This window comes from Burkholderia sp. 4M9327F10 (assembly GCF_005503145.1).
Taxonomy (GTDB): domain Bacteria; phylum Pseudomonadota; class Gammaproteobacteria; order Burkholderiales; family Burkholderiaceae; genus Paraburkholderia.
The window spans coordinates 22,403-38,179 of record NZ_SCNV01000018.1 but is presented as its reverse complement, the minus strand read 5'-3'; the positions used below and the strand labels follow the sequence as shown (position 1 = coordinate 38,179).

Genomic DNA, 15,777 nt, shown 5'->3' with positions numbered 1-15,777 from the left:
TTGTGTTTTTATAAGAACGATCTTCCCGCCCTTTTTCCATAACCAAGAACATTGGCCAAGCCCAACGTCTGAGCACACTTGCATTTCGGGACGTCCTTTGCACCTTTCGTCTTCAGAAGCACACGGTAAGGCATTGGCACCGTGATATGGACTCCATCCATGCTCCAACATGATTTCACGAACCTTACCGTAGGGTGTCTCGGCTTTTATGGCAGGAACATTGAGTGCACTAACGCTTGACTCAGCAAGCACAGCACCGGAAAAAACAAGTAGCAATGCGCAAAAATGATATTTCAAAGACAATTTTAGCCTCACGTTTATCACCTCGTCCCTTCAATTTGATTGAGAACATCCACCAATTTCCCAGTGGAACTGTCATTATTCGTGTTGGCCGCGCCTTGATAGTACGACATGTGACCGTTCGATATTCTACCGTCTTGAATCGGGCGACCCTGCGGAGCTGAGATAGAAGCCCACTCCTGCGCCGCAGCATACTGGGCGTCGTCTATAGTTCCCTTTCCGCTTTTAACAAAAGCGGCCAATGCACCACCCCCGGCCTTGTTGAAGAGATAGTCTCTGAAAAAACGCTCCTGCATATCTGCATCGTATTTTTCATTTCCCGTCAATCCCAAAGCCGCCTTACCAGACCTAAGTGTGTATAACGTTGTCTGATATTTCCCTGTCGCAAACATTCGATTTGAATCAGTACCAGAGAGTGGGTCTGTTGCCAAGATTTCATCGATTGTTTTTGAAGTAACCGTTCCTGCCGGAGGATGCATATATGAATGACCAACCCCTCCCCCCGGAACATCCTTGGTTCCCGTATTATACGATTCGTAACCACCCTCGCCGCCGGAAATGGCGTCGCCTATTTTCTTAATGAGTTCATCCAAGCCGCCTGTCGCATGATTGAAATTCCCAATCAGCCCAATCGGATGAAAGTGCCACGGCGTTGGCTCCTTCGGGAAGCCCTCAACACCCGTCACCTGTTCCCACCACTGCAGCTTGTTGATCCGCTCAAGCTCGCTTTTCCAGAGCCACAGCAGTTCCTTCATCAGCGGCGACAGGGCATCCCACTTGCCGGGGCCGCCGCCCCATTCGCTCTCGCAACGCACCACCAGATGCGAAATGGCTTCAGCCAGCCACGGCGTCTGCTGCGCATCCCTCAATTCCTGCGCAGTTATCTTGCCATCATGGCTCGTGTCAATGGCCTTTTCCAGTTTCGTAATAAGTTCGCCACCGTTCACCAGTGATGCGCTTGGTTTGAACTCCGATTCGTCCTCCCCATGGACCAATTGCTGCGTGACATACAGGTAACGCATCAGCATGTCGATGGGTTTGATACTGCTATGGTCGATCAGTTCAAAGCCAGGCCAGTCCCACGGGCCACACATGCGCGTAAGCGGATGGTCCTTTTCGCACACCCAGCCCTGACGGGTTGCGCCGTCCTTCGTGCCGATCGTGATGTTCCACCAGTGCTGGCCTTTGTCATCCTTCGCAACGTTCTGTGCACCAAGCTTGTCGAGATCGACGCGGCGGAACACGTCGCGGAAATCCGCGCCCGGTCCCTTCGCGTTCGCGACTTTCAGGGGGAAGTCTGTCCAGCCCTTGACCACCGCTGTCGTCGTCTGGTTCGCGAGACTGGCATCGACCCATAGCGCCGGTCCGACATTCTGGAGCGGCTGTGCAGCATGGTGTCCGTGGTGGCTGCCATGATGACCAGCCTGAGTTGATGCAGCCGGTGCCGCTGGTGGAGCACTCTTCGGTTGCACCTTTACCCAGTGTGATCCTTGCGCATCACCAAGCGGCACCAGATGGAGACCGGTCTGGGTCAGCGTCTGGTCGGGTTCGGGAATATCCGTCACCAGCAACGCACCCGGCGAAACTTCAAGAAACGCGTTAGACGCCGGTATCTGTTTGACCCGGTCTCTGCTCCTGCTGACGAAATCCTGCAGGTCTGGTCCGGCAAACGTCTCCAGATGCAGCATCGGATGCGTGCGTCCCGGCGGCAGGGAACTTGAATCGGTGTAGTCCTGATACTGGCCGAGATAACCGATCACGGTCCCTGCCGTCACGGCAAACGGCGTCCTGAGCACCACCACCTGATCGAGGGGCTTCGGATCAACCACGATATCCAGTTCATTGACATACACCCAGCCGTACGGCGCGTGTGGCGACGCGTCCTGACCCGCTACCGCCCCGACCGGCGTGCCGCTCCTGATCGTCGCGATCTTCGCCCAGCCCGGCTTGTCCGACTTCTCCGTTGTGGAGATGACCAGTTCCGAGCCTGTCGGCAGCAACCCGATAATCTTTCCGTTGGCTGAATCGCGCACACGGATGCCGGTAACGGGCGTCGTTGGGGGCGTATCGTCGTTATCATCGCTGGTGTCAGTTGCGGCTGGCGACGGCATTTTGAAATCGTTCTGGATCAAGGCTCCGATCGGATCGCTGTCCGCGCCGATCCCGCCACCCGTCTGTTGCGGCAGGGACGGAAGAGCCTTCGGCTTCGGCGCATCCTGTTTGTCCTTTGCTTTCGTACCGACCCGATAGTACCGGTCGCCTTCCCAGAACGGCATCGAGTCGATTTTCGGTGCGTTCGGGTCAACGGGAGCCTCCTTCGCGGCTTCCATCGCCATTTCATATCCGACCCAGTCCAGCAGGTGCATGTACAGGCTGAAAAACACCAGCGTGTCGGCGGCGGGAGCTTTCGAAGGTTGCGCAGCAGCGGCTGGACTGCTTGCTGCAGCCGGGGCGCTCGCCGGGCTGGCGGCAGAGGCCGGAGCCGCTGGCGTGCTGGATGCGCCCTGCGTGCTGGCCGCATTCGGTGAGGCCGCATCCTGTTTCGGTTGCGGCGGCGGAAGCTGCAGCTTGTGGCGGACCAGCACGAAGCCCGTCGAATAGAGTGCCGAACGCTTGTCCTGATATTCAAGTTCGGGGTATTTCGAATCGAGCCGGTACGCGACCACCTCACCATCCGCAATCGCGCGAATGCCAACGTCCTGCTTCAGCGCGTTGCCGGTTTTTCCATCGAAGTGTATCCCGCCGTGCCACAGGCCGTTTGCGCCGAGCGGATAGAAACCGTTCTGCGCATTGCCGAGCGCCTTCATGTACGTCATCGGGTCGCCTGCATCGTCCTTGCCAGCAGGCGCAAACGGAAAGCTGAAAGCCAGCGGCTTGTAGGGCGGTGCGGCTGGCGCGGCTGGAGTCGCCGCAGCCTGCGGATGCGCCGGATGAGAATGCTGCGCGCCTTGTTGCGAATTGCTCATGGGATTCAGTTCCCGTTGTGATTCTTGAGAAAGGGTCTACAGGTGTGAGCGGTCAGCCGGAAAACGACAGGCCACGTCCGCCCTTGCTCGCGACGGGTGTCGCCTGTAACGGATCGCTGACCGTCGCACTTGATCCGCCCGGTTTGTCCCACGATGCGCAGCGTTCCAGAATGTGCCCGGTCGTGACGTTCTCGATTCCCGCGCCCTTGATGCTGATGTACGAACCACCCGCACCAAGCCACACTTCCGTTTTGGCCGTCAGGACCAGACGTCCCGTCGCACTCTCGACCTTGAGATCGAGCTGAGACAGCAGGTTCATCGCGTCACTGAGCGCCTGGATGTCGATCTTCCCTTTCGACGCAATCAGCTTGATGCCCAGGTTCTGCGCGAACAGGCTGATACCGTCCATCACACTCGCGAGCAGCGATTTACCGGCCGCGAGAATGACGTTCTTGCGCGCAACGGTGTTGACATGCTCGTCGGCCGTGACGTGTACCGACTGCTGCGTAGTCGCCGCGATGCCGTCAGGACTCGACAGCACCATGACCGGCTTCGAAAAGCCGTTCGCATTGCCCGTGCCGCCGCCCGCCGTTCGGCCACCCTTGCCGGTCGAAGCCGCTACGCTGTGCTGGGTCGCGTCGGTGAAGTTTTTGAGTGCATCATGTCCGTCCTGCAGGCTCTCGCCCCGGTTCGTTTCGCTCGCCTTCGAGACGGTTTCGAGGACGGCCTCCGCGCACGCCAGTTGTCCGGTGGCCGCCGCCACGTTCATCGGCTGTGTTGCCACGGGCTGCGTCGAGATGACCATGCCCTGTGCAGCGCGGATTGCCCCGTAAGCGCCCGATCTCAGGTCAAAGCCGGTGCCAATGAACGCGCCGCGGGTGTTATCCGTATGCTGGATCAGATACCCCATATGGAGGCCAGTGCTGTAACTCGTCGAGTACAGGCTCAGGCGATTCTGCCCGCTGGCGTCGTCCATGAGGAATTCGTTAAAGCCGTCGCCGCCGTACTCCTTTGAGCGATGGCCGGAAAACAGGCCGTGCGAATGGAAGACCGGTTTCGTCGCGCCCCCGTGCAGCCTCGAGATGATTACGGGGCGGTCGCAATCGCCATTAACGAAGCCGACCAGCACCTCGTCTCCCTTGCGCAGCGCGAAATGCCCGCCACGCTGACTTCCCGCATCCGGCATGGCTGCGCGTATCCACGCAGACGCGCGTTCGTTGCGGCTCTTGCGGCTCCACGAGAGCCAGACCTTTGAGCGGTTCAGGGAGTCGACAAAGATTTCTTCGTTGTCCGGCGTGCCGACGATGCCCGTCTGCAGATGCATCTCGGGCTTGTGATGTCTGAGCGGACTGCGGAACGGCACGCGACGCCGCTGCGCCTCGATCTCTACCTGAAAAAATCCCGCGCTACCGTCTGTATGACGAACGGTCGATCCGGCACCCGCTGCGCGCGCCTGCTCGACTTCGGCGCGCAGGCTCTTCGGGAACCGCGCGAGGGCTTCAATGCCCGGTACGTTGTTCTGGACAAGCCAGTCGACGGCAATGATCGCCATCTCGCGGTCGTTTGCCGGTTCGCTGTCGTGAACCGGGTGGCCGTCGAGCCTGTACCAGTAACCGGGCAGTGCGCACCGCAGACTGCCGACGCCGAAGTAACGTTTCGCGCGGCTCGACATTTCCTCCGCGCGGATGCGTGCCTGCTGTTCGCCCATCTCGCTGTCCGACCACGAGTACCCGCCGGTATAGATGTACTGCTCGCCCTGCGCGGGCAGTTCGTCCTGATTGAATGCCGGGGAACTGACCTCCTTCGGCAGGTCGGGTCGCATGTAGTCGAACGTGTTCGTCGTAATCGTTTCGCTTTGCGTATCCTGCTGCTCGCTCCACTGCGTCAGGCCGTCGAATTCCTCGTCCATGTCCGATCGGCTGAACCGGACGACCTGCTTCGGCAGCGACGGAACGAAATACAGGTCGTCCATGATGACGACCGTATGTGACTTGCCGTCCTTTGCGAATTCGAAGCGCGGGAAGATACCGACCTCCTCCATGCTGCGGTGGACAAAATTCCAGTCGTCCTCCCACTGGACCCGCTGCGAATATGAGCGGATTGGCGAGCGCAGATCGAAGCGGAACTGGCCCTGCGCCTGCGGGGTCTTCGCGAACACATCGGAGAGAATCTGTCTGCCGTCGACTTCCTGCCAGTCGCGGCAATCACTGCCGAGTTTGAGGAAGCTCAGCCATGACGAAAACTGAATCTGGTAATAGCTCAACGGCCCATCGCTTCCCAGACGGCGGGCGTGCCGCACATAGCCGTGGATTGGCATATAGCTGCCGTCGTTCTGCTGAATCCAGAGCGTGACCGGTTTCAGCATGAGCGCGCCAAGCTTGATCTTCTCACCATGTGCCGACACGGCGTCAACCGTGAATTCGACATTTCCGCCGAGGCGGGCCGAGCCTTTCACGTACATCGGAACGAGCCAGTCTTCGCCAAGCGGCGTATCGAGTTTGTTCAGCCGGTCCGACTGCGCATATCCGGCGCGCAGCGCCTTGTCCAGTACTTCATAGGCCATGCGAAACCCCGTGTCATGGAAAACGCAATGCGGCCGCCGTTCCAGAAGGGGCAGCCTGTTTTACTTCGTAGATAACTGCACCCGATAGAGTAAGTCGTCGGGGCATTGGGTCCGTTGTTAAATCCATCTGAGCGGGAAAAGACGAGCCTTGATCCCGCATTTCAAATCCGATTATCCACGCCGCATAAAATGACGATCAGGCAGTGCTACTGCCATATCAGCCACGCGCACAATTTTACTGAAACCCGGCAACCCGTGCCATGTTCGTGCGAGGTTAAACGTTGTTAAATGGGAAAGCGCAGCTAACGCGATGAGGACGAAATTGCCAGGTTGTTTTTTGACGAAAAATCACGAAAACGTATCTGCGTGCCTCCATAAAATTTTGATAACTCTCAAACTGGAAGGCGAACTCAGGTGCATATCTCACGCAATGAGCATACGGGCTATTCCGTGTTGCGCTCCTACCGCGCTAGGCCAAACCATGAGTTTCTGCCTCTGCTGGGCGACTGTAATTTGCAACAAATGTGAGGTACATCCTCCCGATCTGCAGGTTGTTGGCTAACTCATACAACTCGGCCGATGATATCGGGATGTCATCGCCGTGTTGGGTTTTCGCTCGTCTCAACTGCTCGTTGAAGGGTTGATAGAGTCGTCCATGTATCGCTGCGTTGCGATCGTAAACCAGCTCCTTCGCGCTCGAAAGCCATTCGACTATCTGGCCCTGATTCGGGCAAGCAACGGCACCGGACTTAAGCTCTGCATGGCAAAAGGCAATTTTTTGGGGTTCATTTTTTGTTTTCGCTTGCTTTTTCACAAGACGACCGATTATCTCGCATGCCCAGTCAAGCGCAGCCTCGAAATGTGCCGCCTCATAGGTCATGCAACCGAGCGCACGCATCAAGTCTCCGTCGTCCCGATACAGAGGGTTCGTCTCAGGTACTTCGTCAATGACTGTTTCCATCTTGCTTTTCATTATGGCGCAATCCCTGCCGCAGGCCATCCGTTGAAGAACGAAAGATTTGAAGTTTCGAAGCCGAGTGCTCCATAGACGGCGTAGAACTTATCGGTCTGTACGGAGTTATCCCCGCTGGGAGTCGCAATAAAACAGATTCGCGGGCGGTGACTTTCCCACCAACTCCCGGATGTATGCATCCACAGGTGACAGCTCTTTTTCAGTCGTAAATCCGCCGCCACCGATCGCGAGTATCCGCCGCATTTTCACCCCGCACTTGAACAGTTTCCACGCATTGTCGACGAACTATACGCCGAAGTCGATTGGCCGTTCTTGACCGATCCCTTCCTGACGACGACCGCCTCAAATCGACCCACATAGGACGTCCGGCTTTCTTCATAGCGGTCGTTCCAAATCACCAATTACCGCATGCAAACAATGGAGGCATCGTCACGCGCTCCCGCCCGTATAAAATCCGAATGGCCGGAGCTTGTTGGGGCTCTCGGATGTTATTCCGACACGTCAGGAGAGAGCAATGCCTCAACGTCCAAAGCCGATTTCCGATCTGTTTGCATTCCTACGCCGGCATCACAACATCAATGCGGAGGTGCAGCGCGGCTTCATCACGGAGTCGCTGTCGCCCCCGCGAGTCGAAGAACGCGCGCTGTTGTTGATGCACAAGGCACTGCAGAGTCAATCGCAACCAAATCTCGATCTGATCTGCAAGTTTTTTACCGATGTCACCGACGCCGGCGCACATAGCAGCTTCGGGGCTTTCAGCAGTTTCGTCACGGACCACGGCAGGTACGAACTGGTCGATGGCCTTCGCCGCAAGGATGGGTGGGGCCCCAAGACTGCCGCCCTGTTTGCTAGGAATCTGGCGTACATCGAACTCAACCCGCCCCTGAAGAAAAAGTTCTGGCGGGACACCAGCGTGCTCGAAGGGGACAACCTGCGCCTTCCGGTCGACAGGGTCATTACGACGGTGTTCAAGGCGCTCACGCGTCGTCTTCCAGAACCTCCGGCAGCCACGTTCGCGGGCATCAATAACTATCTCCATGACCAGCTTGATTATCGCGATCACGACCTGCTGGTATGGGACGACCTCTGGTTCTGGGGCTTCATCACGCAGAGGAGCACTATGGGCCGCCCGCGCGAGCATGGATGGAACGAAGCGAAATACTGGGCCTTGCCTCACGCGCCGAAGGATCCCGTCGCGAGACGCAGAATAGAGGTAACGAGTGACCGGTTTCTGGACTTGATTTGCGGCCAGTACCAGCCTCTTCCATATGCAGCTTCGTGATTGTCAACAAAGCAGCTCCGCTATTGAGCGGCTGAAACTGGCCGAAGAGCGTCTTATGCGACTGGCATAACGTGCCCCACAATGGGCTCTAGGAGCCTCGGGAAGCGGGGATTCGTAACGCAAATCGATTTTTTGAAGAGGTAAGATAACGTCCACCTCGGCAGGTGCCCACACACGACTGAGACCGAGGTTTTTATACCGGATCAGGCCGAATCGTTGACAGCAGATGTGTACAACACCAGGTTTAGGAAGCGCAAATAGGATGCTCGAAGCGAAACGAACTGCCAGTTGCGCGTGTGGACAACTCACAGCCACGACATCGGCGGCCCCGGTCGGCGTTTCCGTTTGCCACTGCCTCGAATGCCAACGCAGAACCGGTAGCGTGTTCGCCGCACAGGCACGATTTCCCTCAGGGGCGGTGACCATTGCCGGTACCTCAAACGCATTCGTTCGGGTTGGCGACGGCGGAAGCAAGAGCACATTTTATTTCTGCCCCACATGCGGTGCCACGGTGTATTACACCAATGAGGAACGCGAAGACAGCATCATCATCACCGTCGGGGCATTCGCAGACCCGACGTTTCCTGCCCCGACCTTCTCCGTGTACGAAGAACGCAAGCACGCCTGGGTTGAAATGCCCCGGAACATCGAGCACATGGATTAGCCAGCGACAGCAGTCGTCTTAGCTACCCGAGTTGCATTGTCGACGATTCGACCGCCCGCACTGACCGTCTCTTGTTGGCTGGCTACTGCTTGACGCGCCGGCCATGATCCCCCCCAAACTGACTGTCGTCGCTTCCGATAGCGGCCACTCACGGGCTATTTGGGCGACAGTCGGACATCGGCGCTTGAGTACTCGCAGCCTAGTCGGTCACTCTGAAGCACCTAATGAGCGCGTGGCTCCGCATCTCAGCGGGCGGATTCGCTCGATCTAATGCGTCCCGCTAGGGCAGTGACACCCGTGCGTCGCGAGATCATCGATTGCGATGGTGAAATGGCTCATTTGGGTACACCGTAACGAGCCATGCGCCGGGTCGTTTGAACATAGATCAACAGGATCAACTGTTTATCTGATCCATGTTAAAATTGATCTATCAATTCAAATGATCCAATTCAAACAATGCGCAAACTCTATTACGGGCGGATTTCGACCACGGACGGCCAGTCCTCCGTGAGCCAGTACGACGACGCCAAAGCCCACGGAGTGCAGGACAAGGACGTTTTCATTGATGAGGGCGTCAGCGGCTACCACGTTGCTCCTGAAGCGCGAGAACAGTGGCGCAAAGCCGAACACGATCTGCGGCACGGCGGCATTCTCATCGTGCGCTGGCTCGACCGGATCAGCCGCCGTTACGACGAGTTGCACGCCACCATGCGCCGACTGATGGAACTGGGTGTGCGGGTCGAATGCACGCTCAACGGGATGGTCTTTGATGGAAAGGCCAAAGACGCCATCGAGAAAGCAACGCGCGACGCAGTGCTAGCGTTCATGGCCGCGCAGGGCGAAGCCGATTATCTGAACCGTGCCGAGATGCAGCGCCGGGGCGTGGCGATCGCAAAAGCGGACGGGAAATACAAGGGGCGCGCCCGAGCGTATGACTACGGCGCTATCAAGACATGGCGCGCCGAAAGGGGCGCAAGCATCCGCGAAACCGCGGAAAAGTTCGGCGTCGGGACTGCGACGGTCAAGCGCGCATGCGCCGAGGGCACCTCAGTGGGTCGCCACGATTAGGCGCCAACGAATAGCACCTTGCCCCGGGTTATGTTGGTGGTGATTCTGTGGAGGCAACGGATGTCCCTGTGTTGACACATCATTCTTGCCGCAACCTTCACAACGATAAATCCCCGAATATGGTGTCGCAGCACCGGCGTTGTGAACAGCATCGAATGCCGTGCTGTTGTTCTGAGTCAAGTAATTCGCGTTCTTGTAAATCGCCATTTTTGCCCCCTAGCGAACGGTGGAAAAACATATTCTCAGACGATTGACAAAAGGAAAATCTGTCGTTAACCCGCAGCCAAATGCGAGCTGCATGGGAATGACGAGGCAATCAAATTGCAGTGACGACCGGTAACCGGGATCACGATCGCGTTCCGCGACATCCAGCAGGTCCCATCTCAGATCATTGGCGACCTACTTACCCGGCCACGGAAGACTGTTGCGCTGCCGATGAATGGGGAAGTTCGGCGATAGCACTCCATGTACGTCGCCTGAAATCCGGCATTGCATCCGGAATCACAATGCTTTCGTCCTTGTCTTTAATGACCCGGCGGAGCTTCCGCATCGCGATTCGGTCAAGCGGTGATTCCAAGAACTCAGGAACGAACCAAAACCCACCGATGGCGACGACAGGAGCAAGGCAGACCGAAACAAGCGGATTGACTGTCGAGACGTAGGCAACCGCACCGGACAACAGTCCGAAAAATATTGCAGTCGCCCAGCGCAATTGGCTAAATCGACTGGTACCGGCGTTGAGGCCGTCCTTCAGTATCCCCACTGCCCTAGTTGCATCCGCTGCCTTTTGCGCATCTAACTCCTGTTGTAGCTCGAGATTCACGGCGGCGAGTTCTTCGTGTCGCGCTCTTTGCTCGCGTAGAGCCACGTCCGCTGCTGCGACCTCCTCTATCCGCATGGCCTCGGCTGCTGCCGCTTCATCGCGTATGCGCTGATTTTCCGCTTCATGAGCGGCATTGAGTTCCTTTGTTCTTTGCTCACTTTCCTCGCGAACACGAGCGGCAGCAAATTCGCCCGCCGCTAGTTTGACCTGCTCGATAATGAATGGCAGCCGTTCCGGCGTAACGTCTTCAGGGTCGCCTCTGGTAACCCGCATAAGCGCACGCGCTCCTTCGCGATCCTCCAACAGAGCGGCAAGATCGTCTGCTTCGTCCTTCCCGGTCAAGTCCAAAACCAAGTTGTATGCTCTCGCCTTCACGTCAGCGCGCGGGCGAACAGCAGCCGAACAGTGGGCCAGCAACCTAGTTCGCGGCATTGTGACATTCGCTCCACCGCCACGCGCCCACACATAGCCCGCAAATTGCTTGTCCGACATCGAAACGGGTGCCCATTTATCGATGTGAACCGAACTGTGCTTGGTTGTGCCTTTCAGCCAGCGATCCCAAGCGTTATTTGCAATTGAGACCAAGGCGGTATTGCGTGAAAGCAAGAGCCATTTCGCATCGCATATTTTGGGACACGGACTTGAGGTATCCCGGATCGTGAGCATTGACCAGACAGATTTTCTGTCGTGCTCTTTCGCCTCTGCATTTTTCCAAGCCTGCATGCGCCTATCCATTTCCGCGTCGATCTCCGCTACGGTGGTAGGCGATCGACGAAACAAACTCAGATCAGGGTCACGCTGGACATCGATATTGAGGCGTTCATAAGCTCGTTCACCGACGTTGCCTACCAGTGCATTCAGAAGATCGGGTTTAGACGATGCCCCCCATTTGTAGCCAAACTGATTCACACCGGACCGCAAATACTGAAGTTGAGCGTAGACCGCGGTTTCGGCTTCTATCACGCAATGCTCCAGCACCGCCGCGTGTGCCCCACTGGCCTTGATGGTTTCGAGCAATTCCTTCCCATACTCGGCGTATTCATCATTAACACTGAGCATGTCGAGCAATAGTGGTGAATCAAGAAAAACAGTTAGACCATCCAGTGCGGCTCCGGCGACTGACGGTTCAAGAAAACATGTGATTGCTTCCGCTGCCATACTCGCGAACGCCACATCCGAAACAACTTCGAACATCGCCTGCTGTTTGTCACGCAGGTCCAGCAGAAATTGTGAAGTCAGAAAGTCAAGATGTAGCTCCTGACTCTCATGCGCATCCCGTGCGGGGGTTCGCGATGGAACGGTAAGAGTATTGGGACTCTTTTTTGCGGCAATTGAGGCTTCACGTCGAGCGAGCAGTTTCATCGAGTCGATGTTAAGCAACCTGCTCAGGAAGCCCGCATGGAGCGACGCATCATCGATGGTCGCGAGGCGATCATCCACGCGGCAATACGCAGCAAACGAGGCGAGAATTTTCTCGACCTCGACTTCACTTACCGACGAAGCCGCAACACTGCTTGCGATCTGCGCGGGCTTTAGGTATCGGTAGACTGAGCTTGCTCCATGATTCGAAATCTCTTCGAGTATTCCTTCACGAACAAGATGCTCGGCTAATCCGAGGGCAGCGAGTCTGGGAATTTTGATTCCGTAGCGTTCGGCCACTGCGGCAGAAAACTTCTGGGCGTCAAAAAGCTCGCCAGCAAACTGCGTACAGGCTTCTGCGAAAAACGGAATGAGGGATTGCAAGGCGCCGACGCCCTGCGTTTTGAGACGATCCGCGAGCGCGCAATAGGCAATCAAGGCTCGCTTTGGTCTGTCGCTATTATGTTGCATGACCACACCTATATGTATCGGGCACGCTTAGCGTTACGGGCACTTCGTGAAGGTGCGAATTGATCAGGGACATTCCCCGCCCTGACCGCCGTATGCTAGCGCGGACTCAGGGAAAAACCAATTTATCAAGAGAATGTTCTGCCATGCCCTTTTCGGCTCTGCTAGATGTGTCGTTTGCGCGATTGGGTATACGACGGGCGGGCGAAGAGCCCGGCGACGCTCTCAGCGAGTCGGGCATTTTAGATTTGATAGTCGTTTCGTGAGCCGGGAAACAAAAAACCCCGTAAGTCTTTGACTTTACGGGGTTTTTTGATTAATTCTGGCGGAAAGGGTGGGATTCGAACCCACGGTACAGCATAACTGTACACCGGATTTCGAGTCCGGCGCATTCGACCACTCTGCCACCTTTCCGGCATTGTCGACGGTGAACAAACTACACTTCACCCTCTACACCAAGCGGGTCGCTGCTTGGCGAAGCGAAGATTATAGAACAGTTGGAACAGGTTTCCAAGCCCCTTTTCACAGAATCTGCGAAGCGGCCCCGGAAACCCGCCACTCAGCCTCAGGCAGCCGCCACTTCCAGCCGCTCCATGCCCCCAACGTACGGGCGCAGCGCTACCGGCACCGTCACCGAGCCATCGGCATTCTGGAAATTCTCCAGCACAGCGACCAGCGTCCGGCCCACAGCCAGTCCCGAGCCATTCAGCGTATGCACCAGTTCCGGCTTGCCTTGGGCGTTGCGATAACGCGCCTGCATGCGGCGAGCCTGGAACGTCTCGGTATTCGAGCAGCTCGAAATCTCGCGATAGGTGTTTTGCGCAGGCAGCCAGACTTCGAGGTCATAGGTCTTCGTCGCGGAAAAGCCCATGTCACCCGTGCACAGCGTGATGACGCGATACGGCAACTCAAGCTTCTGCAGAATCGTCTCGGCGTGGCCGACCATCTGTTCAAGCGCGTCATACGACGTTTCCGGCGCGACGATCTGCACCATTTCGACCTTGTCGAACTGATGCTGGCGAATCATGCCGCGCGTATCGCGGCCATACGAGCCCGCTTCGGAACGGAAGCACGGTGAGTGCGCAGTCAGCTTGATCGGCAACGCATCTGCTTCGACGATGCTTTCGCGCACCGTGTTGGTCAGCGAAATTTCCGAGGTGGAAATCAGATATTGCGTCACCGGATTCTCAGCGCCGCCTTTCTCCACACGGAACATGTCGTCGGCAAACTTTGGCAACTGGCTGGTGCCGTAGAGAATCTCGGGATTGACGATGTACGGCGTATAGATCTCGGTATAGCCGTGATACAGCGTGTGGGTGTCGATCATGAACTGCGCGAGCCCGCGATGCAGACGCGCAATCTGGCCGCGCAGCATGGTGAAACGCGCACCGGAGAGCTTCGCACCCGTTTCGAAATCAAGGCCGAGCGGCGTGCCTACATCCACGTGATCCTTCACCTCGAAGTCGAACTGGCGCGGTGTGCCCCAGCGGCGCACTTCGACGTTGTCCGCTTCGCTCTTGCCGGCCGGCACGCTTTCGTGCGGCAGGTTGGGCATGCCGAGCATAAGGTCGGACAAACGGTTCTGGATATCTTCGAGCTGAACTGCCGACGCCTTCATCTCGTCGCCCAGACCGCCCACTTCGGCCATCACCGCCGAGGTATCCTCTCCGCGCCCTTTCATCGCGCCGATCTGCTTCGACAGGCTGTTGCGGCGGGCCTGCAGCTCTTCGGTGCGGGTTTGAACGGCGCGGCGTTCCGCTTCGAGGGCGGTAAAAGCCGCCACGTCGAGGGTATAGCCGCGGTCGGCGAGGCGCTTCGCGACGCCGTCGAGGTCTTTGCGCAGCAACTGGATGTCGAGCATGGGTTGGGGCGGAAGTTCGTTGTATGAAGCTGGGATTTTAGCGCACCGGCACGGGCTGCCGGCGCATCGGGGAGCTCAGTTCTTTTTTGGCTTGTTCTCGCTGCGCCATTGCGCGTCGAGTTCGGCCAGGCGCGCCAGCTTCTCGCCGATCTTGCCTTCGAGGCCGCGCGGGGTCGGCTCGTACCAGTGCGGCTCGCGCATCCCGTCGGGCAGGTAGGTCTCGCCTGCGGCGTAGGCGTCCGGTTCATCGTGCGCGTAACGGTACTCGTGACCGTAGCCGAGCTCTTTCATCAGCTTGGTCGGCGCGTTGCGCAGATGCACCGGCACCCCGCGCGACTGGTCCTTGCTGACAAAGCGCCGCGCTTCGTTGTACGCCATGTAGCCGGCATTCGACTTCGGCGCCACCGCCAGGTAGATCAGCGCCTGGGCGAGTGCGAGTTCACCTTCCGGCGTGCCGAGGCGTTCGTAGGTTTCGGCGGCATCGAGCGCGATGCGGGCCGCACGCGGATCGGCGAGGCCAATGTCTTCCCAGGCCATCCGCACGATGCGGCGAGCCAGATAACGCGCATCCGCGCCACCGTCGATCATCCGGCAGAACCAGTACAAGGCGCCGTCCGGATTGCTGCCGCGCACCGACTTATGCAGCGCGCTGATCTGGTCGTAAAAGGCGTCGCCGCCCTTGTCGAAGCGCCGCAGGTTTTCCGCGAGCGCGCTGCCAAGCAACGCGCCGTCGATCTCCGTACTTTTCTGCTGCGCCGCGGCCCGCGCGACGATTTCAAGGTTGTTGAGCAGCTTGCGGCCGTCGCCGTCGGCAGAACCAATCAGCGCATCGCGGGCTTCGTCCGTGAACGTCAGACCGCCGAGTTCCTGCTGCGCGCGCCCGAGGAGTTCGCGCTGCTCATCGTCATCGAGACTCTTCAGCACGTAGACGGCCGCACGCGAAAGCAATGCGCTGTTCACCTCGAACGACGGGTTCTCGGTCGTCGCACCGACGAACACGAACAATCCCGACTCGACGTGCGGAAGGAAGGCATCCTGCTGGCTTTTGTTGAAGCGATGCACTTCGTCGACGAACACCAGCGTCTGGTGTCCATGCGCGCGATGCACTTGCGCGGTCTCGACGGCTTCGCGGATATCCTTCACGCCCGAGAGCACCGCCGACAGCGCGATGAATTCGGCGTGAAAAGCATCGGCCATCAGCCGCGCGAGCGTAGTCTTGCCGACACCTGGCGGCCCCCAGAGGATCATCGAATGCGCTTCGCCCGACTCGAAAGCGACCCGCAACGGCTTGTTCGGGCCTAGCAGATGTTTCTGGCCGATAACTTCGTCGATATTGCGGGGACGCAAGCGCTCGGCGAGCGGCACGTTGGCACGGGTTTCTTCAAACATGGCGTTTTGTGGATAATCTCGGCTTTCCGGCATGGTTCGGCCACCTGACCAGAACCCGGCA

9 protein-coding genes and 1 tRNA gene are annotated in these 15,777 nt (G+C 57.9%); 3 read left to right on the top strand and 7 right to left on the bottom strand.

Annotated features, from left to right (window positions below):
* Positions 1 to 320: 320 nt before the first annotated feature.
* The 3 genes from FFS45_RS18010 to FFS45_RS18000 form a co-directional block, all read right to left on the bottom strand.
* Positions 321 to 3,266 carry a lytic transglycosylase domain-containing protein gene (locus tag FFS45_RS18010; RefSeq protein WP_137955986.1) on the bottom strand — a complete coding sequence of 982 codons (2,946 nt, stop codon included), beginning with the start codon at positions 3,264 to 3,266 and terminating at the stop codon, positions 321 to 323.
* A gap of 52 nt (positions 3,267 to 3,318) precedes the next feature.
* Positions 3,319 to 5,829 (bottom strand): type VI secretion system Vgr family protein, encoded by a 2,511-nt coding sequence (locus FFS45_RS18005; protein ID WP_137955985.1) that lies wholly within the window; start codon positions 5,827 to 5,829, stop codon positions 3,319 to 3,321.
* 469 nt (positions 5,830 to 6,298) lie between these two features.
* On the bottom strand, positions 6,299 to 6,802 hold the full coding sequence (locus FFS45_RS18000) for a hypothetical protein (RefSeq protein ID WP_171029680.1): 504 nt from the start codon (positions 6,800 to 6,802) through the stop codon (positions 6,299 to 6,301).
* Between the two features lie 514 nt (positions 6,803 to 7,316).
* On the opposite strand from FFS45_RS18000, the gene FFS45_RS17995 reads away from it, so the two are divergent.
* The 3 genes from FFS45_RS17995 (at position 7,317) to FFS45_RS17985 (ending at position 9,816) form a co-directional block, all read left to right on the top strand.
* Positions 7,317 to 8,084, top strand: coding sequence for a hypothetical protein (locus FFS45_RS17995; RefSeq protein ID WP_137955983.1), 768 nt, complete (start codon positions 7,317 to 7,319; stop codon positions 8,082 to 8,084).
* 226 nt (positions 8,085 to 8,310) lie between these two features.
* Positions 8,311 to 8,748 carry a GFA family protein gene (locus FFS45_RS17990; RefSeq protein ID WP_349292323.1) on the top strand — a complete coding sequence of 146 codons (438 nt, stop codon included), beginning with the start codon at positions 8,311 to 8,313 and terminating at the stop codon, positions 8,746 to 8,748.
* A 456-nt stretch (positions 8,749 to 9,204) separates the two neighbouring features.
* A complete protein-coding gene (locus FFS45_RS17985; protein ID WP_137955981.1) occupies positions 9,205 to 9,816 on the top strand; it encodes a recombinase family protein in 612 nt (203 codons plus the stop codon).
* 403 nt (positions 9,817 to 10,219) lie between these two features.
* Here the strand turns inward: FFS45_RS17985 and FFS45_RS17975 are convergent, their stop codons facing one another.
* The 4 genes from FFS45_RS17975 to FFS45_RS17960 form a co-directional block, all read right to left on the bottom strand.
* Complete coding sequence (locus FFS45_RS17975) at positions 10,220 to 12,469, bottom strand: hypothetical protein (RefSeq protein WP_137955979.1); 2,250 nt, start codon at positions 12,467 to 12,469, stop codon at positions 10,220 to 10,222.
* Between the two features lie 320 nt (positions 12,470 to 12,789).
* Positions 12,790 to 12,880 (bottom strand) — tRNA-Ser (locus FFS45_RS17970).
* A gap of 151 nt (positions 12,881 to 13,031) precedes the next feature.
* Positions 13,032 to 14,327, bottom strand: coding sequence for a serine--tRNA ligase (gene serS / locus FFS45_RS17965; protein ID WP_137955978.1), 1,296 nt, complete (start codon positions 14,325 to 14,327; stop codon positions 13,032 to 13,034).
* Positions 14,328 to 14,402: 75 nt separating this feature from the next.
* Positions 14,403 to 15,716, bottom strand: a complete 1,314-nt coding sequence (locus FFS45_RS17960; RefSeq protein WP_137955977.1) for a replication-associated recombination protein A — start codon at positions 15,714 to 15,716, stop codon at positions 14,403 to 14,405.
* Positions 15,717 to 15,777 lie beyond the last annotated feature (61 nt).

What these genes read in the sequence shown, in the direction of transcription:
- FFS45_RS17995 (WP_137955983.1), top strand. Translation starts at nt 7,317, where the DNA reads ATGCCTCAACGTCCAAAGCCGATTTCCGATCTGTTTGCATTCCTACGC.
- FFS45_RS18000 (WP_171029680.1), bottom strand. Translation starts at nt 6,802, where the DNA reads ATGAAAAGCAAGATGGAAACAGTCATTGACGAAGTACCTGAGACGAAC.
- FFS45_RS17985 (WP_137955981.1), top strand. Translation starts at nt 9,205, where the DNA reads ATGCGCAAACTCTATTACGGGCGGATTTCGACCACGGACGGCCAGTCC.
- FFS45_RS17960 (WP_137955977.1), bottom strand. Translation starts at nt 15,716, where the DNA reads ATGTTTGAAGAAACCCGTGCCAACGTGCCGCTCGCCGAGCGCTTGCGT.
- FFS45_RS18005 (WP_137955985.1), bottom strand. Translation starts at nt 5,829, where the DNA reads ATGGCCTATGAAGTACTGGACAAGGCGCTGCGCGCCGGATATGCGCAG.
- FFS45_RS17975 (WP_137955979.1), bottom strand. Translation starts at nt 12,469, where the DNA reads ATGCAACATAATAGCGACAGACCAAAGCGAGCCTTGATTGCCTATTGC.
- serS (WP_137955978.1), bottom strand. Translation starts at nt 14,327, where the DNA reads ATGCTCGACATCCAGTTGCTGCGCAAAGACCTCGACGGCGTCGCGAAG.
- FFS45_RS18010 (WP_137955986.1), bottom strand. Translation starts at nt 3,266, where the DNA reads ATGAGCAATTCGCAACAAGGCGCGCAGCATTCTCATCCGGCGCATCCG.
- FFS45_RS17990 (WP_349292323.1), top strand. Translation starts at nt 8,311, where the DNA reads ATGTGTACAACACCAGGTTTAGGAAGCGCAAATAGGATGCTCGAAGCG.